21 protein-coding genes are annotated in these 22210 nt (G+C 33.6%); 11 read left to right on the forward strand and 10 right to left on the reverse strand.

Annotated elements, in window-relative coordinates; translation table 11 throughout:
* The first annotated feature begins 10 nt into the window (after positions 1-10).
* Together DTUR_RS00920 and DTUR_RS00925 are read left to right on the forward strand one after the other, a co-directional pair.
* Positions 11-1444 (forward strand): TldD/PmbA family protein, encoded by a 1434-nt coding sequence (locus DTUR_RS00920; protein ID WP_012582600.1) that lies wholly within the window; start codon positions 11-13, stop codon positions 1442-1444.
* On the forward strand, positions 1444-2763 hold the full coding sequence (locus DTUR_RS00925; protein ID WP_012582601.1) for a TldD/PmbA family protein: 1320 nt from the start codon (positions 1444-1446) through the stop codon (positions 2761-2763). Before DTUR_RS00920 ends, DTUR_RS00925 begins: the two co-directional genes overlap by 1 nt.
* Before the next feature lie 31 nt (positions 2764-2794).
* Here the strand turns inward: DTUR_RS00925 and DTUR_RS00930 are convergent, their stop codons facing one another.
* From DTUR_RS00930 to DTUR_RS00945, 4 genes are all read right to left on the reverse strand, one after another.
* Positions 2795-3247: an Hsp20/alpha crystallin family protein gene (locus DTUR_RS00930; RefSeq protein WP_012582602.1), complete on the reverse strand. Its 453-nt coding sequence runs from the start codon at positions 3245-3247 to the stop codon at positions 2795-2797.
* Between the two features lie 125 nt (positions 3248-3372).
* Positions 3373-4719: an FAD-dependent oxidoreductase gene (locus DTUR_RS00935; protein WP_012582603.1), complete on the reverse strand. Its 1347-nt coding sequence runs from the start codon at positions 4717-4719 to the stop codon at positions 3373-3375.
* A gap of 137 nt (positions 4720-4856) precedes the next feature.
* Positions 4857-5615, reverse strand: coding sequence for a hypothetical protein (locus DTUR_RS00940; RefSeq protein WP_012582604.1), 759 nt, complete (start codon positions 5613-5615; stop codon positions 4857-4859).
* Positions 5616-5624: 9 nt separating this feature from the next.
* Positions 5625-6638, reverse strand: a complete 1014-nt coding sequence (locus tag DTUR_RS00945; protein WP_012582605.1) for a hypothetical protein — start codon at positions 6636-6638, stop codon at positions 5625-5627.
* Between the two features lie 126 nt (positions 6639-6764).
* Here DTUR_RS00945 and DTUR_RS00950 point away from each other — a divergent pair, with 126 nt between their 5' ends.
* The 7 genes from DTUR_RS00950 (at position 6765) to DTUR_RS00980 (ending at position 14109) form a co-directional block, all read left to right on the forward strand.
* Positions 6765-7295 carry a chromate transporter gene (locus tag DTUR_RS00950; protein ID WP_012582606.1) on the forward strand — a complete coding sequence of 177 codons (531 nt, stop codon included), beginning with the start codon at positions 6765-6767 and terminating at the stop codon, positions 7293-7295.
* Positions 7274-7804 (forward strand): chromate transporter, encoded by a 531-nt coding sequence (locus DTUR_RS00955; protein WP_012582607.1) that lies wholly within the window; start codon positions 7274-7276, stop codon positions 7802-7804. Before DTUR_RS00950 ends, DTUR_RS00955 begins: the two co-directional genes overlap by 22 nt.
* A 91-nt stretch (positions 7805-7895) precedes the next feature.
* The gene (locus DTUR_RS00960; RefSeq protein WP_012582608.1) at positions 7896-9353 is read left to right on the forward strand and encodes a tagaturonate epimerase family protein; all 1458 of its coding nucleotides are present in this window, start codon (positions 7896-7898) and stop codon (positions 9351-9353) included.
* Positions 9354-9355: 2 nt separating this feature from the next.
* Positions 9356-10366 carry a D-isomer specific 2-hydroxyacid dehydrogenase family protein gene (locus DTUR_RS00965; protein ID WP_012582609.1) on the forward strand — a complete coding sequence of 337 codons (1011 nt, stop codon included), beginning with the start codon at positions 9356-9358 and terminating at the stop codon, positions 10364-10366.
* Entirely contained in the window at positions 10348-11838 is a 1491-nt protein-coding gene (locus tag DTUR_RS00970) for a gluconokinase (protein ID WP_012582610.1), read from the forward strand. Before DTUR_RS00965 ends, DTUR_RS00970 begins: the two co-directional genes overlap by 19 nt.
* Before the next feature lie 15 nt (positions 11839-11853).
* Complete coding sequence (gene gndA / locus DTUR_RS00975; RefSeq protein WP_012582611.1) at positions 11854-13266, forward strand: NADP-dependent phosphogluconate dehydrogenase; 1413 nt, start codon at positions 11854-11856, stop codon at positions 13264-13266.
* 12 nt (positions 13267-13278) lie between these two features.
* Positions 13279-14109, forward strand: a complete 831-nt coding sequence (locus DTUR_RS00980) for an SDR family oxidoreductase (protein WP_012582612.1) — start codon at positions 13279-13281, stop codon at positions 14107-14109.
* A 26-nt stretch (positions 14110-14135) separates the two neighbouring features.
* Here the strand turns inward: DTUR_RS00980 and DTUR_RS00985 are convergent, their stop codons facing one another.
* Positions 14136-15578, reverse strand: coding sequence for a CehA/McbA family metallohydrolase (locus tag DTUR_RS00985; RefSeq protein WP_012582613.1), 1443 nt, complete (start codon positions 15576-15578; stop codon positions 14136-14138).
* Positions 15579-15662: 84 nt separating this feature from the next.
* Between DTUR_RS00985 and DTUR_RS00990 the strand changes: the two genes are divergently transcribed.
* Positions 15663-16910: an SLC45 family MFS transporter gene (locus DTUR_RS00990; RefSeq protein WP_012582614.1), complete on the forward strand. Its 1248-nt coding sequence runs from the start codon at positions 15663-15665 to the stop codon at positions 16908-16910.
* Between the two features lie 2 nt (positions 16911-16912).
* Entirely contained in the window at positions 16913-17884 is a 972-nt protein-coding gene (locus tag DTUR_RS00995) for a glycerophosphodiester phosphodiesterase (RefSeq protein ID WP_012582615.1), read from the forward strand.
* Between the two features lie 3 nt (positions 17885-17887).
* On the opposite strand, the gene DTUR_RS01000 is transcribed toward DTUR_RS00995, so the two are convergent.
* The 5 genes from DTUR_RS01000 to DTUR_RS01020 form a co-directional block, all read right to left on the reverse strand.
* Entirely contained in the window at positions 17888-18523 is a 636-nt protein-coding gene (locus DTUR_RS01000; protein ID WP_012582616.1) for an N-glycosylase/DNA lyase, read from the reverse strand.
* Positions 18510-19166, reverse strand: coding sequence for a DNA/RNA nuclease SfsA (gene sfsA, locus DTUR_RS01005; protein ID WP_012582617.1), 657 nt, complete (start codon positions 19164-19166; stop codon positions 18510-18512). The genes DTUR_RS01000 and sfsA overlap by 14 nt, the downstream gene beginning before the upstream one ends.
* A gap of 75 nt (positions 19167-19241) precedes the next feature.
* Entirely contained in the window at positions 19242-20270 is a 1029-nt protein-coding gene (gene pstS, locus DTUR_RS01010; protein WP_012582618.1) for a phosphate ABC transporter substrate-binding protein PstS, read from the reverse strand.
* Positions 20271-20331: 61 nt separating this feature from the next.
* Positions 20332-20727 carry a hypothetical protein gene (locus DTUR_RS01015; protein WP_164930942.1) on the reverse strand — a complete coding sequence of 132 codons (396 nt, stop codon included), beginning with the start codon at positions 20725-20727 and terminating at the stop codon, positions 20332-20334.
* Between the two features lie 125 nt (positions 20728-20852).
* Entirely contained in the window at positions 20853-22193 is a 1341-nt protein-coding gene (locus DTUR_RS01020; protein WP_012582620.1) for an MFS transporter, read from the reverse strand.
* Positions 22194-22210: the final 17 nt, after the last annotated feature.

Here is a 22210-nt window from a genome sequence, read left to right on the forward strand (position 1 = left end):
AGTGAGGAATTTGTTAGAGATAGGTAGAGAAATCCTTAATTATGCATCAAGATTAGGTGGAGATTATGTGGATGTAAGAATTGTAAGAAGAAAGCAAGAAGAAATAGAGGTTAAAAATGGAGTTTTAGAAAATGCAAGCAAAAATGAAACTTATGGCTTTGGAGTGAGAGTACTTTATAATGGGGCTTGGGGATTTGCTTCTTCTTTTAACCTATCTGATTACAGAAAAATTGTGGAAAAAGCCTTTCAAATAGCTAAGGCAAGTGCGTCAGTAAATAAGAAAAAAGTGGTTTTAGCCCCCGAAGAAGTTTATAAAGCAAAATGGGAGAGCCAATATAAAATTGACCCCTTTTCTGTTCCTTTTGAAAAAAAACTTGATTTACTTTTTACTGCCGACAAGATAATGAGAGAGGTAAAAGGAATAAGTCTTACAGAAGCATCTTTATCTTTTTTTAAAGAAGATAAAGTATTTTTAAGCAGTGAGGGTTCTGAGATTGAACAAAGTATTCTTGAAAGTGGGGGAGGCATAACCGCATACGCTATAGAAGGCGCTGATGTTCAAAGAAGATCCTATCCTAATTCCTTTGGAGGAGATTTCAGAAAAGGAGGATGGGAATTCATTGAAGAATTGGATCTTATAGGAAATGCAGAAAAAATAGCAAAAGAGGCAGTTTTACTTCTTTCTGCAGAACCATTACCCGAAATGGTCACTACTCTTATTCTTGATGGAACTCAGCTTGCTTTACAAGTCCATGAATCCTGTGGACATCCCACAGAACTAGATAGGGTATTGGGAATGGAAGCAAGTTTTGCAGGAACAAGTTTTTTAACCATTGATAAAAGAAATAACTTCCAATATGGCTCGGAGATAGTCAATATTGTTGCTGATGCAACTCATCTTTATGGACTTGGAAGTTTTGGTTTTGATGACGAAGGAGTACCTGCTCAAAAGAATTATCTTGTAAAAAACGGACTTTTCGTAGGTTATTTAACATCCAGAGAAACTGCAGCACTCTTTGGAGAAAAATCTAATGGTACTATGAGAGCTGATGGATGGAACCGAATTCCTTTAATAAGAATGACCAACATAAACCTTCTTCCAGGAGATATGCCTTATGAAGATCTTATTGCCTCTACCGATGAAGGAGTATACATGGCTGTAAACAGAAATTGGTCTATTGATGATAAAAGATTAAATTTTCACTTTGGCTGTGAAATAGCTTACGAGATAAAAGATGGAAAACTTGGAAAAATTTATAAAAATCCATATTATACAGGGATAACCTATGAGTTTTGGAGAAGTTGTGATGCTATAGCCGATGAAAAATCTTGGAGAGTATGGGGAGTACCTAATTGTGGTAAGGGAGAGCCAATGCAAGTTGCAAGAGTAGGTCATGGGGTTGCTCCTGCAAGATTTAAAAAAGTAAAGGTAGGTGGTAAATAATGTGGGGAGAAGATAAAATTTTAAGCTTTTTAAAAAATATTCTTGATAAAATACCCTTTGAGAGGAAAGAAGTAAGTTTGGCTATTAATAATCAAGAACTAACAAGATTTGCCAATAATATTATCCATCAAAATGTAGCCGAAGAGAACCTATCTCTTACTATAAGAGCTGGTGAGGGAAAAAGAAAAATCATAATAAACACCAGTGATCTTGATATAGAGAAAATAGATAAATTAATCAAAGACTTAGATGAGCTTTTAAAAGCCCAACCCGAAACAGAAGAGTTATATCTCCCAGAACCAGAACCCATTCCAAGCCATGAAAAAAAACTCATCAACCCATCTCCTGAATTAAGAGCAAATCTTGTAAAAATTTTCACAGAAAAGGGGGAAAAACACAACTTAGAAACCTTTGGAGCTTTATCAGAAAATATAAGTGAATTTGGAATTATGAACTCAAAAGGAGTAAAAGCTTATACTGTTTATTCCTATGCTCATGGTAAAGTTATGTATATGGGAGATGGTTCAGGATATCAGGAAGAAATAGGAAAAAATCTTAATAATATTAACTTTGAAGAACTTTCTGAAAGAGCCTTACAGAAATGTATAGATAGTAAAAATCCTGAAGAAATTGATCCTGGAAGTTATACAGTGATTCTTGAGCCCCTTGCGGTAGGAGAACTTCTTGAGATGCTTTCTTATTTTGGATTTTCGGCAAAAGCAGTCCAAGAAAAAAGATCTTTTTTAAATCTCTACATGGGACAAAAAATATTTAAAGATTTTATAAATATTTTTGACGATGGGTTAAATCCAGAAGGCATTGTAATTCCCATAGACTTTGAAGGAGTGCCCAAAAAGAGGGTAGACCTTATTAAAAACGGTATTCCTATGGGACCAGTATATGACACTGCAACCGCAGTAAAAGAGGAAAAAAAATCCACTGGACATGCTCTTCCACCCCCTTCCTGGGGTCCTGCTCCTCTAAATCTTTTCTTTGCTCCTGGGGAAAAATCCCTTGAGGAGATAATTAGTGAAACAGAAAGAGGAATCTTAGTCACAAGATTTCATTATGTAAATGCCTTCCTCGATCCTATAAGAGTCCTCGCTACAGGCATGACCAGAGACGGAACCTTCTTAATTGAAAACGGAAAAATTAAAAAGCCATTAAAGAATTTAAGATTTACTCAAAGCTTTGTAGAAGCCCTTACAAATGTGGTGGAAATATCTAAGGAAGCAATTCTTGTTCCAAGTATGGGATTTTCTAAAGTACCAGCTATAAAAGTAGAAAATTTCAACTTTACAGGGAAAACAGAATTTTAAAAAGAAGGCGGGAAGAGACCCCGCCTTCTTTTTATTTCTCTTCTTTGATCTTTATTTTGATCCCTTCAAGTTTTTCAGGTTTCGCCTTAGGCAATGTCAAAGTCAGTATTCCATTCTTGTATACAGCCTCGCTCTTGTCAGGTACTACAGGCTTTGGTAAGTCTATTCTTCTATAGATTCTACCTATTCTTCTTTCCTTTCTATAGAAGTTTTCCCTTTTTACTTCTTCCTCTTCTTTAGTTTCGCCTTGGATAATTACGCTATCTTCTGTTACACTTATATCTACATCTTCAGGCTTGAAGCCTGGAAGTTCAGCTTTTACCACAATATTCTCATCAGTCTCATACATATCTATGGCAGGAGCATAAGCCCCTCTTCTTTCCTCAATTGCTGTAGTTTCACCAAAGAAATCAGCAAATAATCTATCCATTTCTCTTTGTAAATGTCTTATTTCCTCAAAGGGATCCCAATATCTTCTTAACATACTTTCACCTCCCCATTGAGATTTTAGATATATTAATTTTGTCTATATATATTATATATCCCTATATACCTCTGTCAAGTTTAAAAACTCTCTCCCCCTATGAGAAATAAGTAAAAATCTTATCTTTAAATTTTACTTATTGCCTCTTGAGCTGCCATTACTACATGATAAACTGTAGGTGCACAGGTCAAATAGGGATGAGTTGCCATCTGAAGAGTTTCAAGTTCTGAAGCGGTCATTCTCTGTTGAATAGCAACCCCAATCAAATTAATAAGCTCTGCAAAAGACATTCCACCTGCAATTTGCCCCCCAAGTAAAACTCCAGAATGTTTTGAGAAAATAAGTTTTACTTTTGTTTTATTTACTCCAGGAAGAGTTCCAGGATGTTTATCAATTCCTTCAAAAGTTCCTGTTACTATTTCGAAACCTTCCCTCACAGCATTACTCTCTGTAAGTCCAGCTGAAGCAAGAACAAGCCCATCTACATAAGTAGAATAAACAGCAATAGTACCTTTATTTTCTCTTATCAATTTAATCTTATATAGATTAGCTCCAGCTATCCTTGCTTCAGCAGTGGCAGTAGAAGCAAGCATTACAGCCGTATTTCTTCTGGTATAAAAATCTCTCTTTAAGGCACAATCTCCAATGGCAAAAATATCAGGATCAGATGTTCTCATATATTCATCAACCCATATAGCCCCTGTACTTATAACTTCAAGCCCTGTATTTTTTGCTAATTCAGAATTTGGTCTTGCTCCTATTCCCAAAAGAACTACATCCACATCTATTTCTCTTCCATCCTCAAGTTTCACCCTTCTAACTTTTTCATCTCCAATAAATTCAATCACTTTAGCATTGGTAAGAACATTAACCCCTTTGGATCTTAATTTTTCTTCTACAAGTACAGAAAATTCTTTATCAAAAGACTGAGCAAGGAGGTGAGGAAGCATCTCTACAAGATAAACGTTTATTCCTTCTAATTTAGAGATCTCATCTGCTATCTCTACTCCAATAAATCCTCCTCCAAGAATAAGTACATTTTTAGATTCTTTTACCTTTTCAACTACATCCTTTAAATAATCAAGATTCTTATAAATGGAGAAGATATTCTTTTTTTCTATTCCTGTAATTTTAGGGATAATAGGTAGAGATCCTGTAGCAAGGACTAATTTTTCATAATAATACTTAGTTCCACTTTTTGTCTCCACATATTTTTCCTTTCTATTTATACTTACTGCCTCATCCACCAATACTTCTATTCCTGCACTCTCAAGTCCTGCATAACCCATTTTATTATCCTCAGGCTTCTTAAGACTGTAAAACATATAAGGAATACCACAAGGAACCACGCTATTTTGAACACTTCTAAGAACAGTAATTTTTTTATCAGGATAGTAGTTTTTAGCAGTTGAAGCACAAACAATCCCTGCGGGTCCACCGCCTATGATTAGTACATCAGTTCTTTTCTCCATATGTCTACCTCCATTATGTGAAATTTTTTATAACAAATATTATAGCACTATTTGAGGAGGTTATTTTACTTTCTCAAAAGATAATATTTCATCATTTTTTATTAGGAGATCCAAAATTTACTCCATAATCCCAAACATTAAACCGCATGCATTAATCCCTCTTTCACTATGGCATAGACAATTACAAGATAAGCGCCAAGGTATATTATTTTATCAAGTTTTAGTAACTCATAACTTCCTAATACATATGAAAATATAATACTTGCAACAGATAAAAGGGCTATTCCAAGAGCAAGAAGATAATAATTTCTCGCTATTTCACCACCCCAAAAGTTAGTTGTAACGGTAAGAAATAAAATCATGAATACTACAAGAATAAAATAATTTCCAAGAAGATAAATTACACTTATTACTTTATCCCACAGGGGATCTTTACTTAAAAGGGTAGGAAGAAGTCCTACCTGCAAAATCAATATGAAGAGTAAAATAGCATTTATAACAAGTAGGAAATTTTCATTAAAAGTCAATCTTAATCTTAAAGAATTACTAATAAATATTATAAATATAAGAATTCCTACAAAGATTAATATAAAAGACAGTATTCCCAAAATACCCGAAAGATTTTGTTGATCTAAAAAATTTAAAAGATCCTTTAGGAAATACGCCCCCAAACCAAGGAGAATGAAAAACCATCCCAACCACAGCTTTTGATTTTTATCTATCTTTAATGCATAGATTAAAGCAAACAAAAGGCCTATTATTTCTGCTAAAAGGTATACAAAATCGTAAATTTGATTAGAAATAGATACATTGAGCAAAGGTAAAAAAGAAAGAAGAATCACCACAAAGAGACTTAAAAAGAGGCTTACCTCCACCACCCTAAGCCCTTTCTCCATATTCCCCTCCTAAGAGTTAATATTTTCTGGACTCAAATAGGAAAAAAGATTGGAAAGTTCAGGATGGTTTTTTATCTTTTCATAATAGTTCTTATAAACCTCCGTATATTTTTCATTCAAAAGTTTCTTTCCCCAAAGTTTGACAAGTTCACCGTTTAAGTTCTTTATAAAGTCAGAGAAAAGATTTACCGCCTCATACCAACTACTTATAACATTCTGTCTTATCATGAATTGATCTTCTACAAGAATAAAAGAGTCCTTCATTAAGCCATTTTGACTGGAAAAAATTTTTTCTACAATTTTCCTTACCCTATCAGGATAAATTCCTATATTTACATAAGTTGTTATTAATTGATTCAAAAATTCTATAAGTGTTTCTATTAAAAAATCTACGTTCTTTTCTATTTCTCCAAATTTCAAGGATGGAAATTTTAATTTCTCAAAGTCCTTTATAGGCATATTATAAAAATATAGATATCCCATTTTAGAATTCAAATTTTGGATGAGTCCAATTTTCTCCTCATCTTCAATAAATTCTCCATCTTTTTCATTATAATATCCCAAATATTTTCCGTTATAAAATAAAAAATGAAAGTTATTTACATCTAAAATCAGATTAAGATGAGAAATATTTGATTTTTCCAAACATTTATCAATAATACCTGAAGGGTCAAAGATTTTAAGATCTCCATTTAGTACCGGATTAGAGAAAAGTTTTAAAAGAATACTTTTTATAATCCTCTCTTCAAGATTATATAAAGATATGCAAGAGACCCTCATCATAGCATCTGTAACAAAAGAATCAATAGCTTCATCATCTTGAAGAAGAAGTTCACTATCTTTATAAGTAAAAGCTTTTCGGGGCTCTCCTTCGGTAATTAGTATCTGAGTTCTAATATCTGAAATCTTTCCCTCTAAAACCCCATCAAACTTTTCCATTCTTATCCATGCCACAAGCTCCTTTAAATTAATTAGTCCTGAAGGGGTATCTTCATATATGGGCTTCCCCTTAGGAAATTTCATTATTTCTATCACCTCTTCTATTTTAACATTTTTTTAATAATTGTATTTTTATTTTACCACAAGAATAATAAGAATATTCCTAAATTCATCTTTTAACTCAAAAGCAATATTGCTATAATAAACTCTATGAGTCTATGGGATTTATTTTTAGTGTTTTTAAAGATTGGGTGGCTTACTCTTGGCGGGGGCTACGTAATGGTTCCCCTCTTTTTAGAAGAAATTGTAAAAAAAAGAAGCTGGATGAATGAAGATACTTTTTTACAAACTTTAACCCTTGCTCAACTTTTTCCAGGTCCTATCGCTTTTAATCTTGCGGTAGCTGTAGGGTATAAACTGAAGAAAATAAAAGGAGCTATAATGTGTGGGCTTGCGGTAGTCCTTCCCTCTTTTGTTTCAATTCTTGTTATTGCCATATTTTTCCTAAGTTTTGAAAAATTAAAAATAGTTCAAGGATTTTTTTATGGGATAAGACCTGCTATAGCATCCGCTATGGTGGTTGCAGTTTTAGAACTTATTAAGAAAAGAAAATGGTCTAAATTAAATATCCTTTCTTTTACGGTGTTATCCATTCTTTTAATATTCTTTAAAATTAACCCTATTTATATAATCTTAATATCCTTAGGAGTAGTGATTTTATGGGTATATATGGGGCATTAATTAGGGTATTTTTCAAAATAGGGCTTTTTGGTTTCGGCGGTGGATATGCTATTATTGCTCTCATAAGACATTTAGTTGTGATTCAAGAGAAATGGGTTAATGATCTTCAATTTATTGATATAGTTGCCATATCTCAAGTCACGCCAGGCCCTATCGCTATTAACGCAGCAACCTTTCTAGGGTATAAGATGGGAGGGATATTAGGAAGTTTATTGGCAACCTTGAGTTCTGTCCTTGCTCCCTTTATCTTAGTATTTTTTGCCTCCTATTTTGTACATAATACAAATCAAGAAAAATATCAGAAGTATCTAAACCTCCTCTCTCCTGTAACTTTTTCTTTAATCCTTGCAGGAACATATGGCATTTTGAAAAGTTCTATCTCAGACCTTTGGAGCACTATTATATTTATTGGGGCTTTCATTCTGGGTTATAAGTATAAACTAAGCCTTACAAAAACCCTAATTCTTTCAGGACTTTTAGGAGAAATAATCTATTTTTTAATCAAATAGAATTATTGCGTAGCATGTAAAAATATGTTAAAATCTTCTTGTCTTAAAGTTTAATTTTTATTAAGAATGAAAAATTGGAGGGTACAAAAATATGTTAAAATTGTTAAACGAATCCTTAAAACCTCTATCAATCTTCATATATTCAGAATCCTTAAGAAAAATTAATGATGATTTATATATTTTTGTAGCTAAAATAAAAGATCTCAAAAAAATAGGAATAGTTAAGCAAAACCAGATCCTTTACTTCTCAAGTCCATATTTTTCTGAAGATAAAAAGATAGAAGGAACAAACTTTTTAGTAAATCTTTATCCTCTAAATTTTGAAAACTACCAAAAATTAAAAGAGATAATTCCTATTTCGCCAAAAGTATGCGATAAAAAGATATCCTTTGGAACAGGAGACAGATTAGGATTAATAACATCAGCCCAGCTTTCTGCCCTTAAAGAATATGATCTCTTCCCAATTCTTGCTCAGCAATCTCCAAGAGAACTCATAAAAACTAAAAGAGATTTCAAAGATGTACTACTAAAAAGTGCTATGGGAGTTTTGGAAACAGGATATACAGGCAAATATGGAGCTGACGCAGATCATATTAAAGATGAAAAATATCTCATGGAAGCTATAGATGCAGGATATACCATGTATACCCTTGATATAAGTGATTTTATTGAAAAGATAAAAGATCTCTCTGAGAAAGCACTCAAAGAAAAATATGAGAAAGTTTCCTCTTTTTCTAAAAAAATTATTGATAAATATGCAGGGAAAAGGGTTAAAATCTCTGACGAGGAATATTTTGAATTATCCTATAATGAGCTTTGCAAATCTGCCATTGTTTATGAGAAAGCCCTTTCCTTTGTAGAGATGGTATACGAAATATTAAAAAGTAAACTTTCTGAATTCGACATAGAAGTATCTATTGATGAGGGAGAAAGAGATACTACTCCTGAAGATCATTTCTTCGTAGCTCAGTTTTTGCATGATAAAGGAATTGACTTTAAGAGTTTAGCTCCTAAGTTTCCAGGAGAATTTCAAAAAGGAATAGATTATATAGGTGATATTAAAGAATTTGAAAGAGCTCTCAAAAAACATTATGCCTTAACAAAAGCTTTAGAAGGTTACAGGTTAAGCCTACATTCAGGAAGCGATAAATTCAGTATCTACAAGATTTTCTATAAAATTACCGAAGGTAATTTCCATATAAAAACATCGGGTACCAGTTGGCTTGAAGCAGTAAAAGTAATAGCTAAATTCTTTCCTGACCTTTTTGTAGAGCTATATCAAATTGCTTTGGAAAACTTAGAAGAGAGTAAAAAGGCATATAAAGTAAACATTACAAAAGAGGAATTTCCAAAAGAAATAAAAGAGGATTATATGGAATTTCTACACAAAGATAATGTAAGACAACTGTTTCATATATCTTATGGGGTTCTTTTGGATGAAAAAAGAAAGGAGATTTATGACCTATTAAACCAGAAGGAGAAGGAACATTACCAATATGTATCTGAAAATATTAAAAAACATCTAAAGAACTTATTCGAGGAGGAATAATTATGTATCGCATTGCTGTTGTAAATTCTAGCAGTTTTGGAAAATATTTTCCAGAACATATGGAAAAACTTAAAAAAATTGGAGAAGTAGAAAGATTTTCTCTTCCTGGAGATCTGCACGGAAGAGAATTAGCAGAGAAACTTATGGGATTTAATATTATTGTTGCCAGTGTTACACCTTTTTATGATGAGGAATTCTTTGAATACAAAGATGAAACCCTATTAATTACAAGACATGGCATTGGATATAACAATATTGATATTAACTCGGCAACAGAAAAAGGAACCATAGTAACAAAAGTTCCAGGTGTAGTAGAAAGAGAAGCGGTAGCCGAAACAGCAGTAGCCCTTCTTATGACAGTAATCAGAAAAATAAGAGAGGCTTCTTTAAAGGCAAGAGAGGGAAAATGGGAAGAAAGAGCTCAGTTTATAGGTTGGGAAGTGAAGGACAAAGTAGTAGGAATAATAGGCTATGGCAATATTGGAAGTAGGGTAGGAGAGATCTTAAAAAATGGATTTAATGCAAAAGTAATAGCCTACGACCCTAATATACCAGCAGAAGTATTGAGAGAAAAAGGTGCAGAACCTGTATCCTTTGAAGAACTGTTAAAAATTTCTGATATTATATCCCTTAATGCCTCTCTGAACGAAAAGAGCAGACATATGATTTCAGAGAGAGAGTTCTCCATGATGAAAGATAATGTAATCATCATAAATACAGCAAGAGGAGAACTTATGGATGAGGAGGCTTTAATAAGAGCCATAAAATCAGGTAAGGTTGCAGGGGTAGGGCTCGATGTGATGAAGGATGAACCACCTGATCCCCAAAACCCTCTTCTTCATATGGAAAATGTAGTAGTAACACCCCATATTGCAGCCTATACCTATGAGTGCCTAAAGGGAATGGGAGATAAGGTGGTCTCTGATATAGAAAAGGTAGTAAATAAAGAGATTCCTGATGAGATAATCAATAAAGAAGTATTGGAGAGATTACCATGGACAAAGAAAAGCTAGTATTAGCAGTTGATCTTGGAACTACTAATATAAAAAGTGGAATAATCAATAAAAAGGGTAAAATATTATCCCTTATCCAAAAAGAATTACCCCTTGAAAAAGACAATACGGGAAAAGCAGAACATGCGCCTGAAGTAATTTTTAACATATTTGTAGAGACTATCAGAGAGACCACAAAAGGATATGAAGATAAAATTGGTATTCTGATAACCTCATCTTACATGTTTGGAGTTTTACCATTAGATAAAAATATGAAGCCTTTAACAGGCATTATAACCCTTCTTGATACTCGCACTAAAGAGATATTTAATGAGCTTCTAAAAGAAGTAGATTTTAAAGAGGTTTATAAAAGAACAGGCTGTCCTCCCCTTCTTTATTATCCCTTTGTAAGAATTTATTGGCTAAAGAAAAAACATAAGGAAATATTTGACTCAGCCAAATTTTATCTTGGATCTAAATCCTTCCTTATATATAAATTAATGGGAGAATTATATACTGAACCAAGTATTGATTCTTCAACACAACTCTTAAACATACACACCTTAAATTGGGATCCTTATGTCCTTGATTTTCTTGGTATATCATATGAGAATCTTCCCCAGGTAGTTTCCGCAGACAAAATTTTAGGGAAGCTACCAAAAAGTACCCTTAACCTTTTAGGATTAAAGGGGGAAGTACTTTTAGGGGTAGGACTTTATGATGGTGGAGCAGTAGGGAGTGGAATTGGAGCCTTAGGAGGAGATGGTATAGGAGTAATTAATATAGGTACTACTGCCATGTTTAGAGTACCTTATCCTAAGGTAGTATTTGATGACCCTCAAAAAATGAGAATTCAAGTGCCATACTTTTTTGATGGGAAGTGGTTTCCAGGTGGTGGTATAAATAATGCAGGAATTATACTTAAATGGTATAGAGATAATTTATTTAATTTAAGCTATGAAGAGCAAAGCAAAATAGCAAAAGACATAGAGTCGGATAATTTATTCTTTCTTCCCTATCTTACAGGAGAAAGAAATCCTGACATAGGAAGCATTGCTTCGGGAGTTTTATTTGGTTTAAGACCTCACCATACTAAAGCCCATATAGTAAGAGCAGGAATGGAAGGAGTTTCATATATTATAAGAATGCTTTACGAAACTCTAAGAGAATTAGGAATTGAAGTAAAAGAAGTTAGAGCAGGAGGCGGAGGAACAAAATCTGACACATGGATGCAGATTCTTGCAGATATTATGGGATTAGAAGTGGCAGTAACAAGAGTAGAAGAGCCTGCTCTCCTTGGATCTGCAGTTCTTGGATTTACTATGTTGGGAGAATTTTCATCCTACAAAGAAGCTACAGAAAAACTTGTAAAAATCGAAAAAGTATATAGCCCAAATAAAGAAAAAAAAGAATACTACAATAAAAAATTTGAATTTTTTGTCCAACTAACCCATAATTTAAAAGAAGCTTTTTCCATGCATAACCAACTATAAAAGGAGGTTATAGATATGAAAAATTATATAGGCTTAATAGGTTTGGCTGTGATGGGACAAAATTTAGCGTTAAATATTGCAAGGAATGGATTCTCAGTTTCAGTCTATAATAGAACTCCTGAAAGAACTAAAGAGTTTATAGAAAAAAGGGTAAAAGAAGAAAAAATTGATCCCTATTATGATTTAAAGTCCTTCGTAGAAAGCCTTGAAAAACCCAGAAAGATAATCCTCATGGTCAAGGCAGGACAGCCTGTAGATGAGATGATCCAAGAGCTTTTACCCTATTTAGAGCCTGGAGATTTAATTATTGATGGAGGTAATTCTTACTTTAGAGATACTTCAAGAAGAATCAGAGAATTGAAAGACAAGGGAATTCTTTATCTTGGAATGGGAGTTTCTGGAGGAGAATATGGAGCCCTTCATGGACCGTCTTTAATGCCTGGTGGTACAAAAGAGGCTTATAAACTTGTAGAAGAAATGCTTCTTAAGATTGCAGCCAAAACCGAAGATGGTCCCTGTTGTACTTATGTGGGAGATGATTCCGCAGGACATTTTGTAAAAATGGTGCATAACGGAATTGAGTATGCCATAATGGAGCTTATTGCAGAAATCTATGATATTATGAGGAAAGTACTAAATATGCCCTCAGAAGAAATAGGTAAAGTGTTCGAAAGCTGGAATAATGGAGAGCTTAATTCCTTTCTAATGGAAATATCCTATAAGATAATGAGGGTAAAAGATGAAGAAACAGGGAAACCCCTTGTAGAACTTATATTAGACAAGGCAGAGCAAAAAGGTACAGGAAAATGGACTGCTCAAACTGCCCTTGATCTTGGAATTCCAACCCCCACTTTAAATATGGCAGTAGAAGCAAGAATTATATCCCATTTCAAAGATTTAAGAGTAGAACTTTCTAAAACACTTCCAGTATCAAAAGAAAGTATATCCTTAAATCGAGAGGAAATCCTTAAAGATCTTGAAAAGGCATTACTTTTTGGTGTATTTATATCTTTCTCTCAAGGACTTTGGCTTATAGACGAAGCCTCAAAAGTCCTTAATTACAATATAGATCTTTCGGAAGTATTAAGAATCTGGAAAGGTGGATGCATTATAAGGGCTAAAATTCTAAACTTCTTAAGGGAAATTATAAAAGAAAATCCTCAGAATGCTAATCTTCTTGCCTCAGAAAAAACAGTAAATTTCCTAAAAGACAAAATAGAATCTGTAAAGAAAATTTCAGATATAGGCAAAAGATCCGGAATTTCTCTTCTCTGCTTAAATTCTGCCCTTGACTACTATTTTGCCCTTGCTACTGAAAATCTTCCCGCCAACCTAATTCAAGCTCAAAGAGATTTCTTTGGAGCCCATACTTATGAAAGGATAGATAAAGAAGGAATCTTTCATACTGAATGGGAAAAACTAGAATAGGAGGTGTTAATAATGAGTTATATTGAGGAACTTTTTTCAGTAAAAGACAAAGTAGCCTTTTTTACTGGCGGAGGAGGAATATTAGCTTCTGCCATATCAGAGGGATTGGGAAAGGCAGGAGCAAAAATAGTTCTAACAGATATAAATGAAAAGGCTTTAATGGCTCAAGTAGAGAAATTAAAGAGTATGGGAATAACTGCAGAAGGTTTTGTAATGAATGCCTTAGAAAAGGAAAACGTAAAAGAAGTAGCAGAAAAAGTTAAGAATATGTTTGGAAAGATTGATATCCTCCTCAATGCAGCAGGAGGAAATATCCCTGAAGCAGTGACATCAGATAAAGTAACTTTCTGGGATCTTCCTGTAGAATCTATTCAAAAAGTAGTAAACATAAATCTTTTTGCGGGAGCCATTATTCCAAGCCAGATAATCGGAAAGATGATGGTGGAAAATCCCGATGGAGGAGTAATTATAAACTTTGCTTCTATGTCCTCCTTTAGACCTTTAACAAGAGTAGTAGGATATTCCGCAGCAAAGGCTGCGGTAGCTAACTTTACTCAATGGCTTGCAGTATACGTAGCAAAAGAGTTCTCCCCTAAGGTAAGGGTAAATGCCATTGCCCCTGGATTCCTTATAACTAACCAAAACAGGTATCTCCTTTTAAATGAAGACGGATCTCTCACACCAAGGGGTAAAGCGGTAATCGAACATACCCCCATGGGAAGATTTGGAGAGCCAGAAGAGCTTATAGGAACTATCATATGGCTTGCATCTCCAGCAAGCTCCTTTGTGACTGGAGCGGTAATACCTATTGATGGTGGATTTAACGCCTTTTCAGGAGTATAAAATTAGGAGGGGCAATGGCGCCCCTCCTATGCTAAATAGATGGGATTAGTAAAAGCAATGAGTTTTTTTCCTTCCCAAAACTCTAAATAAACATAGCCAGGGTCTTTAAGCTTTAGATGAAAAGCCCCTTTTTTAGTGCCTGGTATTTTTATGTACTCATCCCCATTGTATATGATCTTAAGTTCACTTTCCTTCTCACAAGAGTATTTAAGAATTAAATCCTCTTTAAAATCTACATTTTCTCCTATAGAATGGCCATTTATATAAAACTCTACTTGGGGACCTGTGGTAATATAAACCCTACCTTCTCTGATAGCCTTTAAAATACTTTCTTCACTTAAATCTTCTACATACGCATAAACTAGGGGTACATCCTCCTTTATATCCTCAATCTTATGCATATCAGAGCCTCCCAGAGCAGTTATTCTGTATCCATTTTTCAAAAGCTCTCTCCATTTTTTCAAAGCTTCGGTAATCTCAAATCTTCTCATTTCAAAAGATCCTGTCCACACCTCCATAGCATCTACAAAATTATAATCAAGATAAAGTTCACACCTACATCCAGGACATACAGGGGCGGAGATAGTATATGGATGGGCTACACAAAAAACTCCTCCCTGAGATCGCACCCTTTCACTTAACTTTCTTATTCCTACCTCAGGATTTGCCAGATCCCAGGGAATATATTCCTTAATCCCTAAGCCCAGAAAATGCCCCCAAAAGGTAGTAAATTCAATACCTCCATAAATAGGATAAAATTCCCACTCAATAGTATGAAAACCTGAAATTTTATTATGATCAGTAAGAAATATGAAATCAAGTCCCCTTTTTATACTAAACTTTATAAGCTCTTCTATAGAGAGCTCTCCATCACTATGATAGGAATGAAGATGAACATCTCCCTTTACCCACCCACTTTTATCATAAGGCTCTCTCACAACAGGATTATAGGAAAGTATAATATCCTTCACCTTAGTGATCTCTTCCCGATGAAGATAAACCACTATGTTCAAGATACATTTTTTTAAAATTTGCTTTATTTCAAGAATCAGCTTCCAAATTCCAGCTTTTATCTCACCTGATACACAACCAACAGTACTATCACAAACCCCAATCTTTATAGGAATCCCTTTGGTAAACCTTTGATCCCCTGTTCCCCTAAAATTTCCTTCAGCATCCAATACCCTTATATTCACCACATTTTTCAGTGGAGAAAATCCTCTTATTATCTTCTCCAAGATATCATTAGGCACCTGTTTTATATCTAAAGGGTCAAATCCTTGAGAAATATAAGTTTTTATAGCTTCTTTAATCAATCTTTTAGATTCCTCATGGGACAAGTATTCAGGTTCAAGAGTAGCTTTAATAATTATTTCTTTAATTCCTTCGGGAACCTCCAATTCCAAAAGAAGAAGCTTTTTGGAATCTTCAGGATATAACTCTATGTTATAATGAAACTCCCCACTCATTATTTAAATCTCCCTTAATAGATGTATTATAACCTAACTTATGTTTATGTTAAAATATATCCTAAAAGAGATGGGGAGGTATAAATGAATAGAGGCTTTAATTTTTTTAAAATCTTCTTATTAGGCTTTGGCTTTCTATCTATATCTCTCCTGTGGTCCATATATAATACCGATATTCCTATAATACTCCAAAAAACTTATAAAATATCAAGCTTTGCTGTAGGATGGGTAATGAATTTAGATAATATCCTTGCCATCTTTCTTATTCCCTTAATTGGTGTCCTTTCAGACCGTACCTTAACCAAAATAGGAAAAAGAATGCCCTATATTATAACTTCACTTCCTATAGGTGCCATTTTATTTTCTCTGATACCTTGGATTCCCATTTTCTTTGGCATAAATACCCCCTCTCTTATCCTTCTTGTTTTGATAATCCTTCTCATGAATATTGCCCAAGCAGTAGGAAGAGGACCTGTAATATCTCTTATGCCCGATCTTGTCGCTCCAGAACACCGATCTCCCGCTAATGGCATTATAAATTTCATGGGAGGATTGGGATCTCTTCTTGCCTATTTCTTTGTGGGAAGAATATCAGTAGTAAACAGACCCTTAGGATTTGCCATTGCAGGAATTATTCAATTAATTTCTGTGTTAGTAATATTTTTAGCTATAAAGGAAACTAAGGACTCTATTATAATGACAAAAATGGAAGAAGAAACTGAGCTTTCTTTTAAAAAACTTATAAATATTAAAGACAAGAACCTAATATTCTTGCTTCTTGCTATATTCTTTTGGTTTATAGGATTTAATGCAGTAGAGACCTTTTATTCTGTATACATGGCTTTAGAGAAGGGAATAGATCCTACCCTTGGAGAAAGTATTTCAAAAATTAATCTTGGAATTCTTGCTTTAACTTTCATGATCTTTTCTATTCCCTCAGGATTCATTGCTAAAAAAATAGGAAGAAAAAGAACCATAATGATAGGACTCTTAGGAATGATTCTTGCCTTTATAGGATTAATTATTTTTGAAAGTCTTTTCATCACAAGAATTATTTTTATATTAGGCGGAATTTCTTGGGCTTTAATCAATATTAATTCTCTTCCTATGGTGCTTGATCTTGGAAACCTTAAAAGTCAAGGAACCCATACAGGCTTCTATTACTTTTCCTCCCAGCTTGCCAGTATTGTAGCACCTCCTTTTGCTGGATTTCTTGCGGATTTATTAAAAACCCGTTTTGTAATATTTCCCTTAGGAGGAGTATTCTTTACTTTATCTCTTTTAATGCTTCTTCAGGTTCAAGGAGGAGAACCTAAAAAAGAGGAGGAATAAACATGCTTATTCTTGGACATAGGGGATGTGCTTATTTCCCAGAAAACACCCTCAAAAGTTTTGAAGAAGCATTAAAAACTTCTGATGGAATTGAACTTGATGTCCAAAAAACAAAAGATGGCGTTTTAACATTATCCCACGATGAAAGCTTGTTAAGACTTACTGGCATAGACAAAAATATAAGAGAATCCAAATTTGATGAGATAAAGGATATAAAAATTCAAGGAGAAAAGATTGCTAAATTGGAGGAAGCTCTTGCCTTAGTAAAAAATATGAAAAAATTTGTGGACATAGAAGTAAAGAATCCAGAAGATTTTAGAGAAGTATATGAGGTAGTAAAAAAATTTGATCTAAAAGAATACATTATTTCATCCTTTTGGCATGATGGACTTTATCGTTTGAAAAAGGAGGATTCAAAGATAAAAATTGCTTTTCTTTACGTTCACCAGCCCACCAAATCGGAGCTTGAAAATTATTTAGCAAAATCTGATTTCTTAAAGCCAAATTTTAATTATGTCCATGAAATATATGAAGGATATTACCATCGCCTTATACCCTGGACTGTAAATGATGTGGAAAAAGCAAAGTTTTTCAAAAGTATAAATGTGTTTGCAATAATTTCTGACTTTCCTGATAAAATCCATGAAGGCATAAAGGAGGAGAAAAACATGTTCTTTTCAAATCCCTATTTATCTTATTTTATTCAAATGATAGACAGAAATTCTATAAAAAGAGACAATAAAACTTTCTCCTTTGAGGCTGTAAATTATATTATGCCCCTTCACATTGAAGAGATAAATATAGAAGGAGGAAAAATTGAGGTAAATAAAGAAACACCCTTTTCATGGAATCAGGGAGAAAGGATTAGATTTACCATAACCATAGAAGAAGAAGATCCTAAGATAAAAATAAGAGTAAGAGAAATTGGCGAAGTTATCTTCTCCTTGAAAGATATTCAAAAAGCCCTTGTTTAAAAACTATTTTTCAACTTTACCTTTTAATAAATACCATATATAAAGATCGGTCTCACCAGGAGTCTTTCCTAAAAGAGAAGAAAGCTCAGTAAATTCTTTCTCGATATTTTCATACTTTTTCCAGGTCCAGCTCTTAGGTATTTCATTAATTATTCCTTCGTTAAAAAGAAATCTTAATATATGCTTATCCAGAATAGCTACATCCAATTTCCCTGTATTCCTTAAAAAATGGCTTGCCTCCTTCCACCCTATACCCTTTGCCTCTCTTATCAATATCTCTCTCGCCTCTATACTTGGCTTTCTCCATATGTTTCTTAAACTACCAATAAGCTTTCTATTTTCCACAATAAATTTTGCCCTAGTAATAGGATATCTATGCCCCACTTCTTTTAACTTTTCTACTAACTTTTCTAAGGATAATTGGGCAAAATTTACCTTGCCTATAATATTTTGAGCCTTGATTCCTCCTTGAGCAGACCAGTTAGCTGTAAGAACACAAAAAGAAAGCTCCGAGAAAAGATCCAACTCGTCCCCATACTTTCCAAGTGCCTCAAACTCTCTTATTCTTTTCTCTACAACAGGATAAGCAATTTCCTCTATACTTTTTATCTTCTCCAAAGCAGATTTATATTTGGACATCTACAAACTCCTTAAAATCTATACCAAATTCACTCACATAACAGGTAAAGGCAAAAAACACTCCACCACTTCTCTTAAGAACCTGAGTGGCCTGATAAAACCTCTCATCAAGATCTTTATTAGGCTTAAACAATCTTACATCCTCTCTTTGGATCACAAATATCACCCATTTCTCAAAGATCCAATCTTTCATAAATTCTAAATGTTCTGAGCCTCTTTTTGTGGGAGCATCAGGAAACATTCCTACTCCATTCTTGACTAAGGTAACTGATTTTACTTCCACAAGGATTTTACTATTTATTAAAAAATCATATCTTTTCCCATGATAATTAAATTCTCTTTTCAACTCTTTTACTTTTACAGGAAAACGAAAAAGATTCTCTTCAAAAATTTTATTAGCAAGACTTGCATTCAAAGAAACCAGTACTCCATTTTGGACTCCTAATACTGCTTCATAAAGGGTTTTTCTTTTCTTATCCTCTCTCCTCTTTACATACACTGTAGCAGAAGGATATACGATATCCTGAAGCCTTCCTGAATTGGGAAGATATGTGAGTAATTCTTTTCCCTGATAATCTACATATAATCTAAATCTTTTCTCCCTTTTTATAACCTTCGCTTTTTCTAACCTCTCAAAAATCATAGTAAAAAATTATATCAAAAATAAAAGGGAGGGACATACCCTCCCAAAGAAGATTCTAAACCTATTGCAATTCAACTATTTCAAAAGATCTACCACTTTTTTACCTTTATAGGTTATAAGCTCTAACTTCTTTAGAGCCAATTTTTTCACATTATCAGGAAGAGGAACATAAAGGAGCTCCTCAGCATATTTATCACCTTTCTCATAAGCCCATGTGATAAACTTTATAATTGCCTTTGCTTTTTCTAAATCTTGATACTCTCTCTTAAGGAGTAAAAAGGTATATCCTGCTATAGGATAGCTATTCTTGCCTGGCGCATCCACTATATAAACTGCAAAATCTTCGGGTAATTTAAAGAAAGATGCTGCATATTTAACAGTCTCTATGGATGGATAGACAAAGGTTCCATATTTATTCTTTATTTGAGCATAGTTTAAATTGTTTTGAACAGCATAAGCAAACTCTACATAACCTATGGCTCCAATAGTATTCTTAACTATTCCAGCAACTCCTTCATTACCCTTTCCCCCGATTCCTACAGGCCAGTTTACCGAGGTACCAGCTCCTACCTTTTCTTTCCATTCAGGGCTTACTGCAGATAAAAAGTTGGTAAAAATAGCGGTAGTTCCACTTCCATCGGACCTTCTTGCCACCACTATAGGAATATTAGGAAGATTAATATCTTTGTTAAAAGCCTTTATCTTTGGATCATCCCATCTTTTAACTTTTCCAAGATATATATCTGCAATAAGCTCCCTTGTTAACTTTAAACCCTTTTCCACGTTAGGTAGATTATATACAATGGCAATACTCCCTGCTACAGTTGGTATCATAACAAGTTTTGATTCCTCTTGTTCTTTTCCAGGAAGAGGAGCATCACTGGCTCCAAAATCCACAGTACCAGCTTTTGCCTGTTGAATTCCAGCCCCACTACCCACCGACTGATAATTTATCTTTATACCTGTCTCTTTTTCAAATTCGTAAAACCATCGAGAATAAAGAGGATATGGAAAAGTAGCACCAGCGCCATTAATGACTACCTGTTGTCCAAAGGCTCCCGATGAGATAAGAAGGATCATAAGGATTAAGAACCATTTTTTCATGATTTACACCTCCTGAATTTTTTTTCATTCTAAATCATAAAACACAAATCTTAAAGGACATTTAATGTATGATTAAATTGCTATAAGAATAGGTTAAGGGAAAATTAAAATTTTCCCTTATATTGGTTAAAAGATAACTTATTCTTTCTGGGATTTCTTTCTTAAACTCTTCATCTCCTCTTTTCAATTCTATATTGTATCCTTTTTGTAGAATCCCACTCTTCCCTGCAAAAAATTTACAAGAAATTATGGTTCTCAAGTAATTAAATAAATCTCCGTTAAAATATTCTTTTACAGAAGCAAAACTATGCTTTCCTGGCTGAGCATAAATTACAGGATGTCCATCAATTACTTGAAACTCTTCAAAATTTCTATACTTTCCATGCCAATTTCCTTTTATATAAACCCAGACATGCTCTAAATCATACATATGCTCAATGTCAAAGTCCCAAAACACAGCATAAAAAAATCGCTCATAGAATTTTCTTTAAAAATCATAAAACCAACCTTATATTGAGGGCTAATTCTTTTTCATCAAAAGAAAGAATATAGTTTCCAAGAAATAAGAAAACAATCAAAAAGCTAAAAAGTTTTACGAACCTCATGTCTCTTTATAGATAGAAAAACCCCTACAAAACACAAAATTCCATATATTATCATAAGAGTCCCATAAGAATTCATCAAGTCATTATTTAAAGAAAAAATTAAACTCACCATAACCATACTTAAACTTTGTCCTATAACCCTCATAGTGGCAAGAAAAGAAGAAGCAAAACCATAATCTTTCTTATCTACAGACCCCATAACGATATTAGTATTAGGAGATGAAAATAAAGCAAAACCAAAGCCTAAAAATGTACCATAAATAGGTATTAAGAAAATAGGACTCCGAGGACTAAGTTTTGAAAGAAGAAAAAGAAAAATACCAATAATAAACATTCCTGTAGAAGCTAAAATCTCTGGTCTCTTCTTATCAGAAAGTCTTCCAGCCCAGGAAGAAAATAAGGCTTGAGTCAAAGGTTGAAATATAAGAAACAATCCTGCATCCCTTGGAGAAATCCCCTTTATATTCTGAAGATAAAGACTCAAAAGAAAAGAAACCCCGAAAGTAGAGGCATAATTTATAAGAGCAGTAATATTGGCAAAAGTAAAATTTTTATTATTTATAAGAAGCTCTACATCAATTAAAGGATCTTTGACTTTTCTTTCTAAAAAATAAAACAAAAGGAGAATAATAATTCCAGCTATAGTACTAATGATCCCCATAGGTTTTAAAATTTGCGCTGTTCCAAAAAGAAATAAAAAAACAAAAGAGGAAAAGAGGATTGTCCCCCATATATCTAACTTTTCTTCCCTTTTTGACTCCCTTTCCCTATAAAACAATCCTAAAATCATACTAAGTATACTTAATATCAAAGTAAAAACAAAAATACCTTTCCAACCTACGTACTGGGTTAGAAAACCTCCTAAAATAGGTCCAAAGGATAATCCTAAGTAAACTAATGTGGTATATATCCCAAGGATATAGCCCCTTCTTTGAGGATAAAGAGAAGTTAATATAGCTGAAGATGTGGCAAATATAATAGAACTGCCTATACCTTGAATAATCCTGGACAAAAGTAAAAAGGAGTAACTCATAGAAAAAATAGAGAGAAAAACCCCAAAAGCAAAGATGAAAATTCCTAAATAATATAATTCTCTTCTACCTTTTATATCAGCAAGTTTCCCAAAAGTAAGAAGAAAAGTTGCAGCAGAAAGTTGAAAAGAAGTGTTTAACCAGGTAAGAGCCACATTGTTAAGCTTAAATTCCTTTCCCATCACAGGGATGGCTATGTTTATAGCAGAGCCTATAAAACTTGTCAAAAAAGATGCTATTAATACAGATATGACAATTTCTCTTTTGCTTTCTGAATTCCCAATCATAGCTTTATATGCTATAA

This window comes from Dictyoglomus turgidum DSM 6724 (assembly GCF_000021645.1).
Taxonomy (GTDB): Bacteria; Dictyoglomota; Dictyoglomia; order Dictyoglomales; family Dictyoglomaceae; genus Dictyoglomus; species Dictyoglomus turgidum.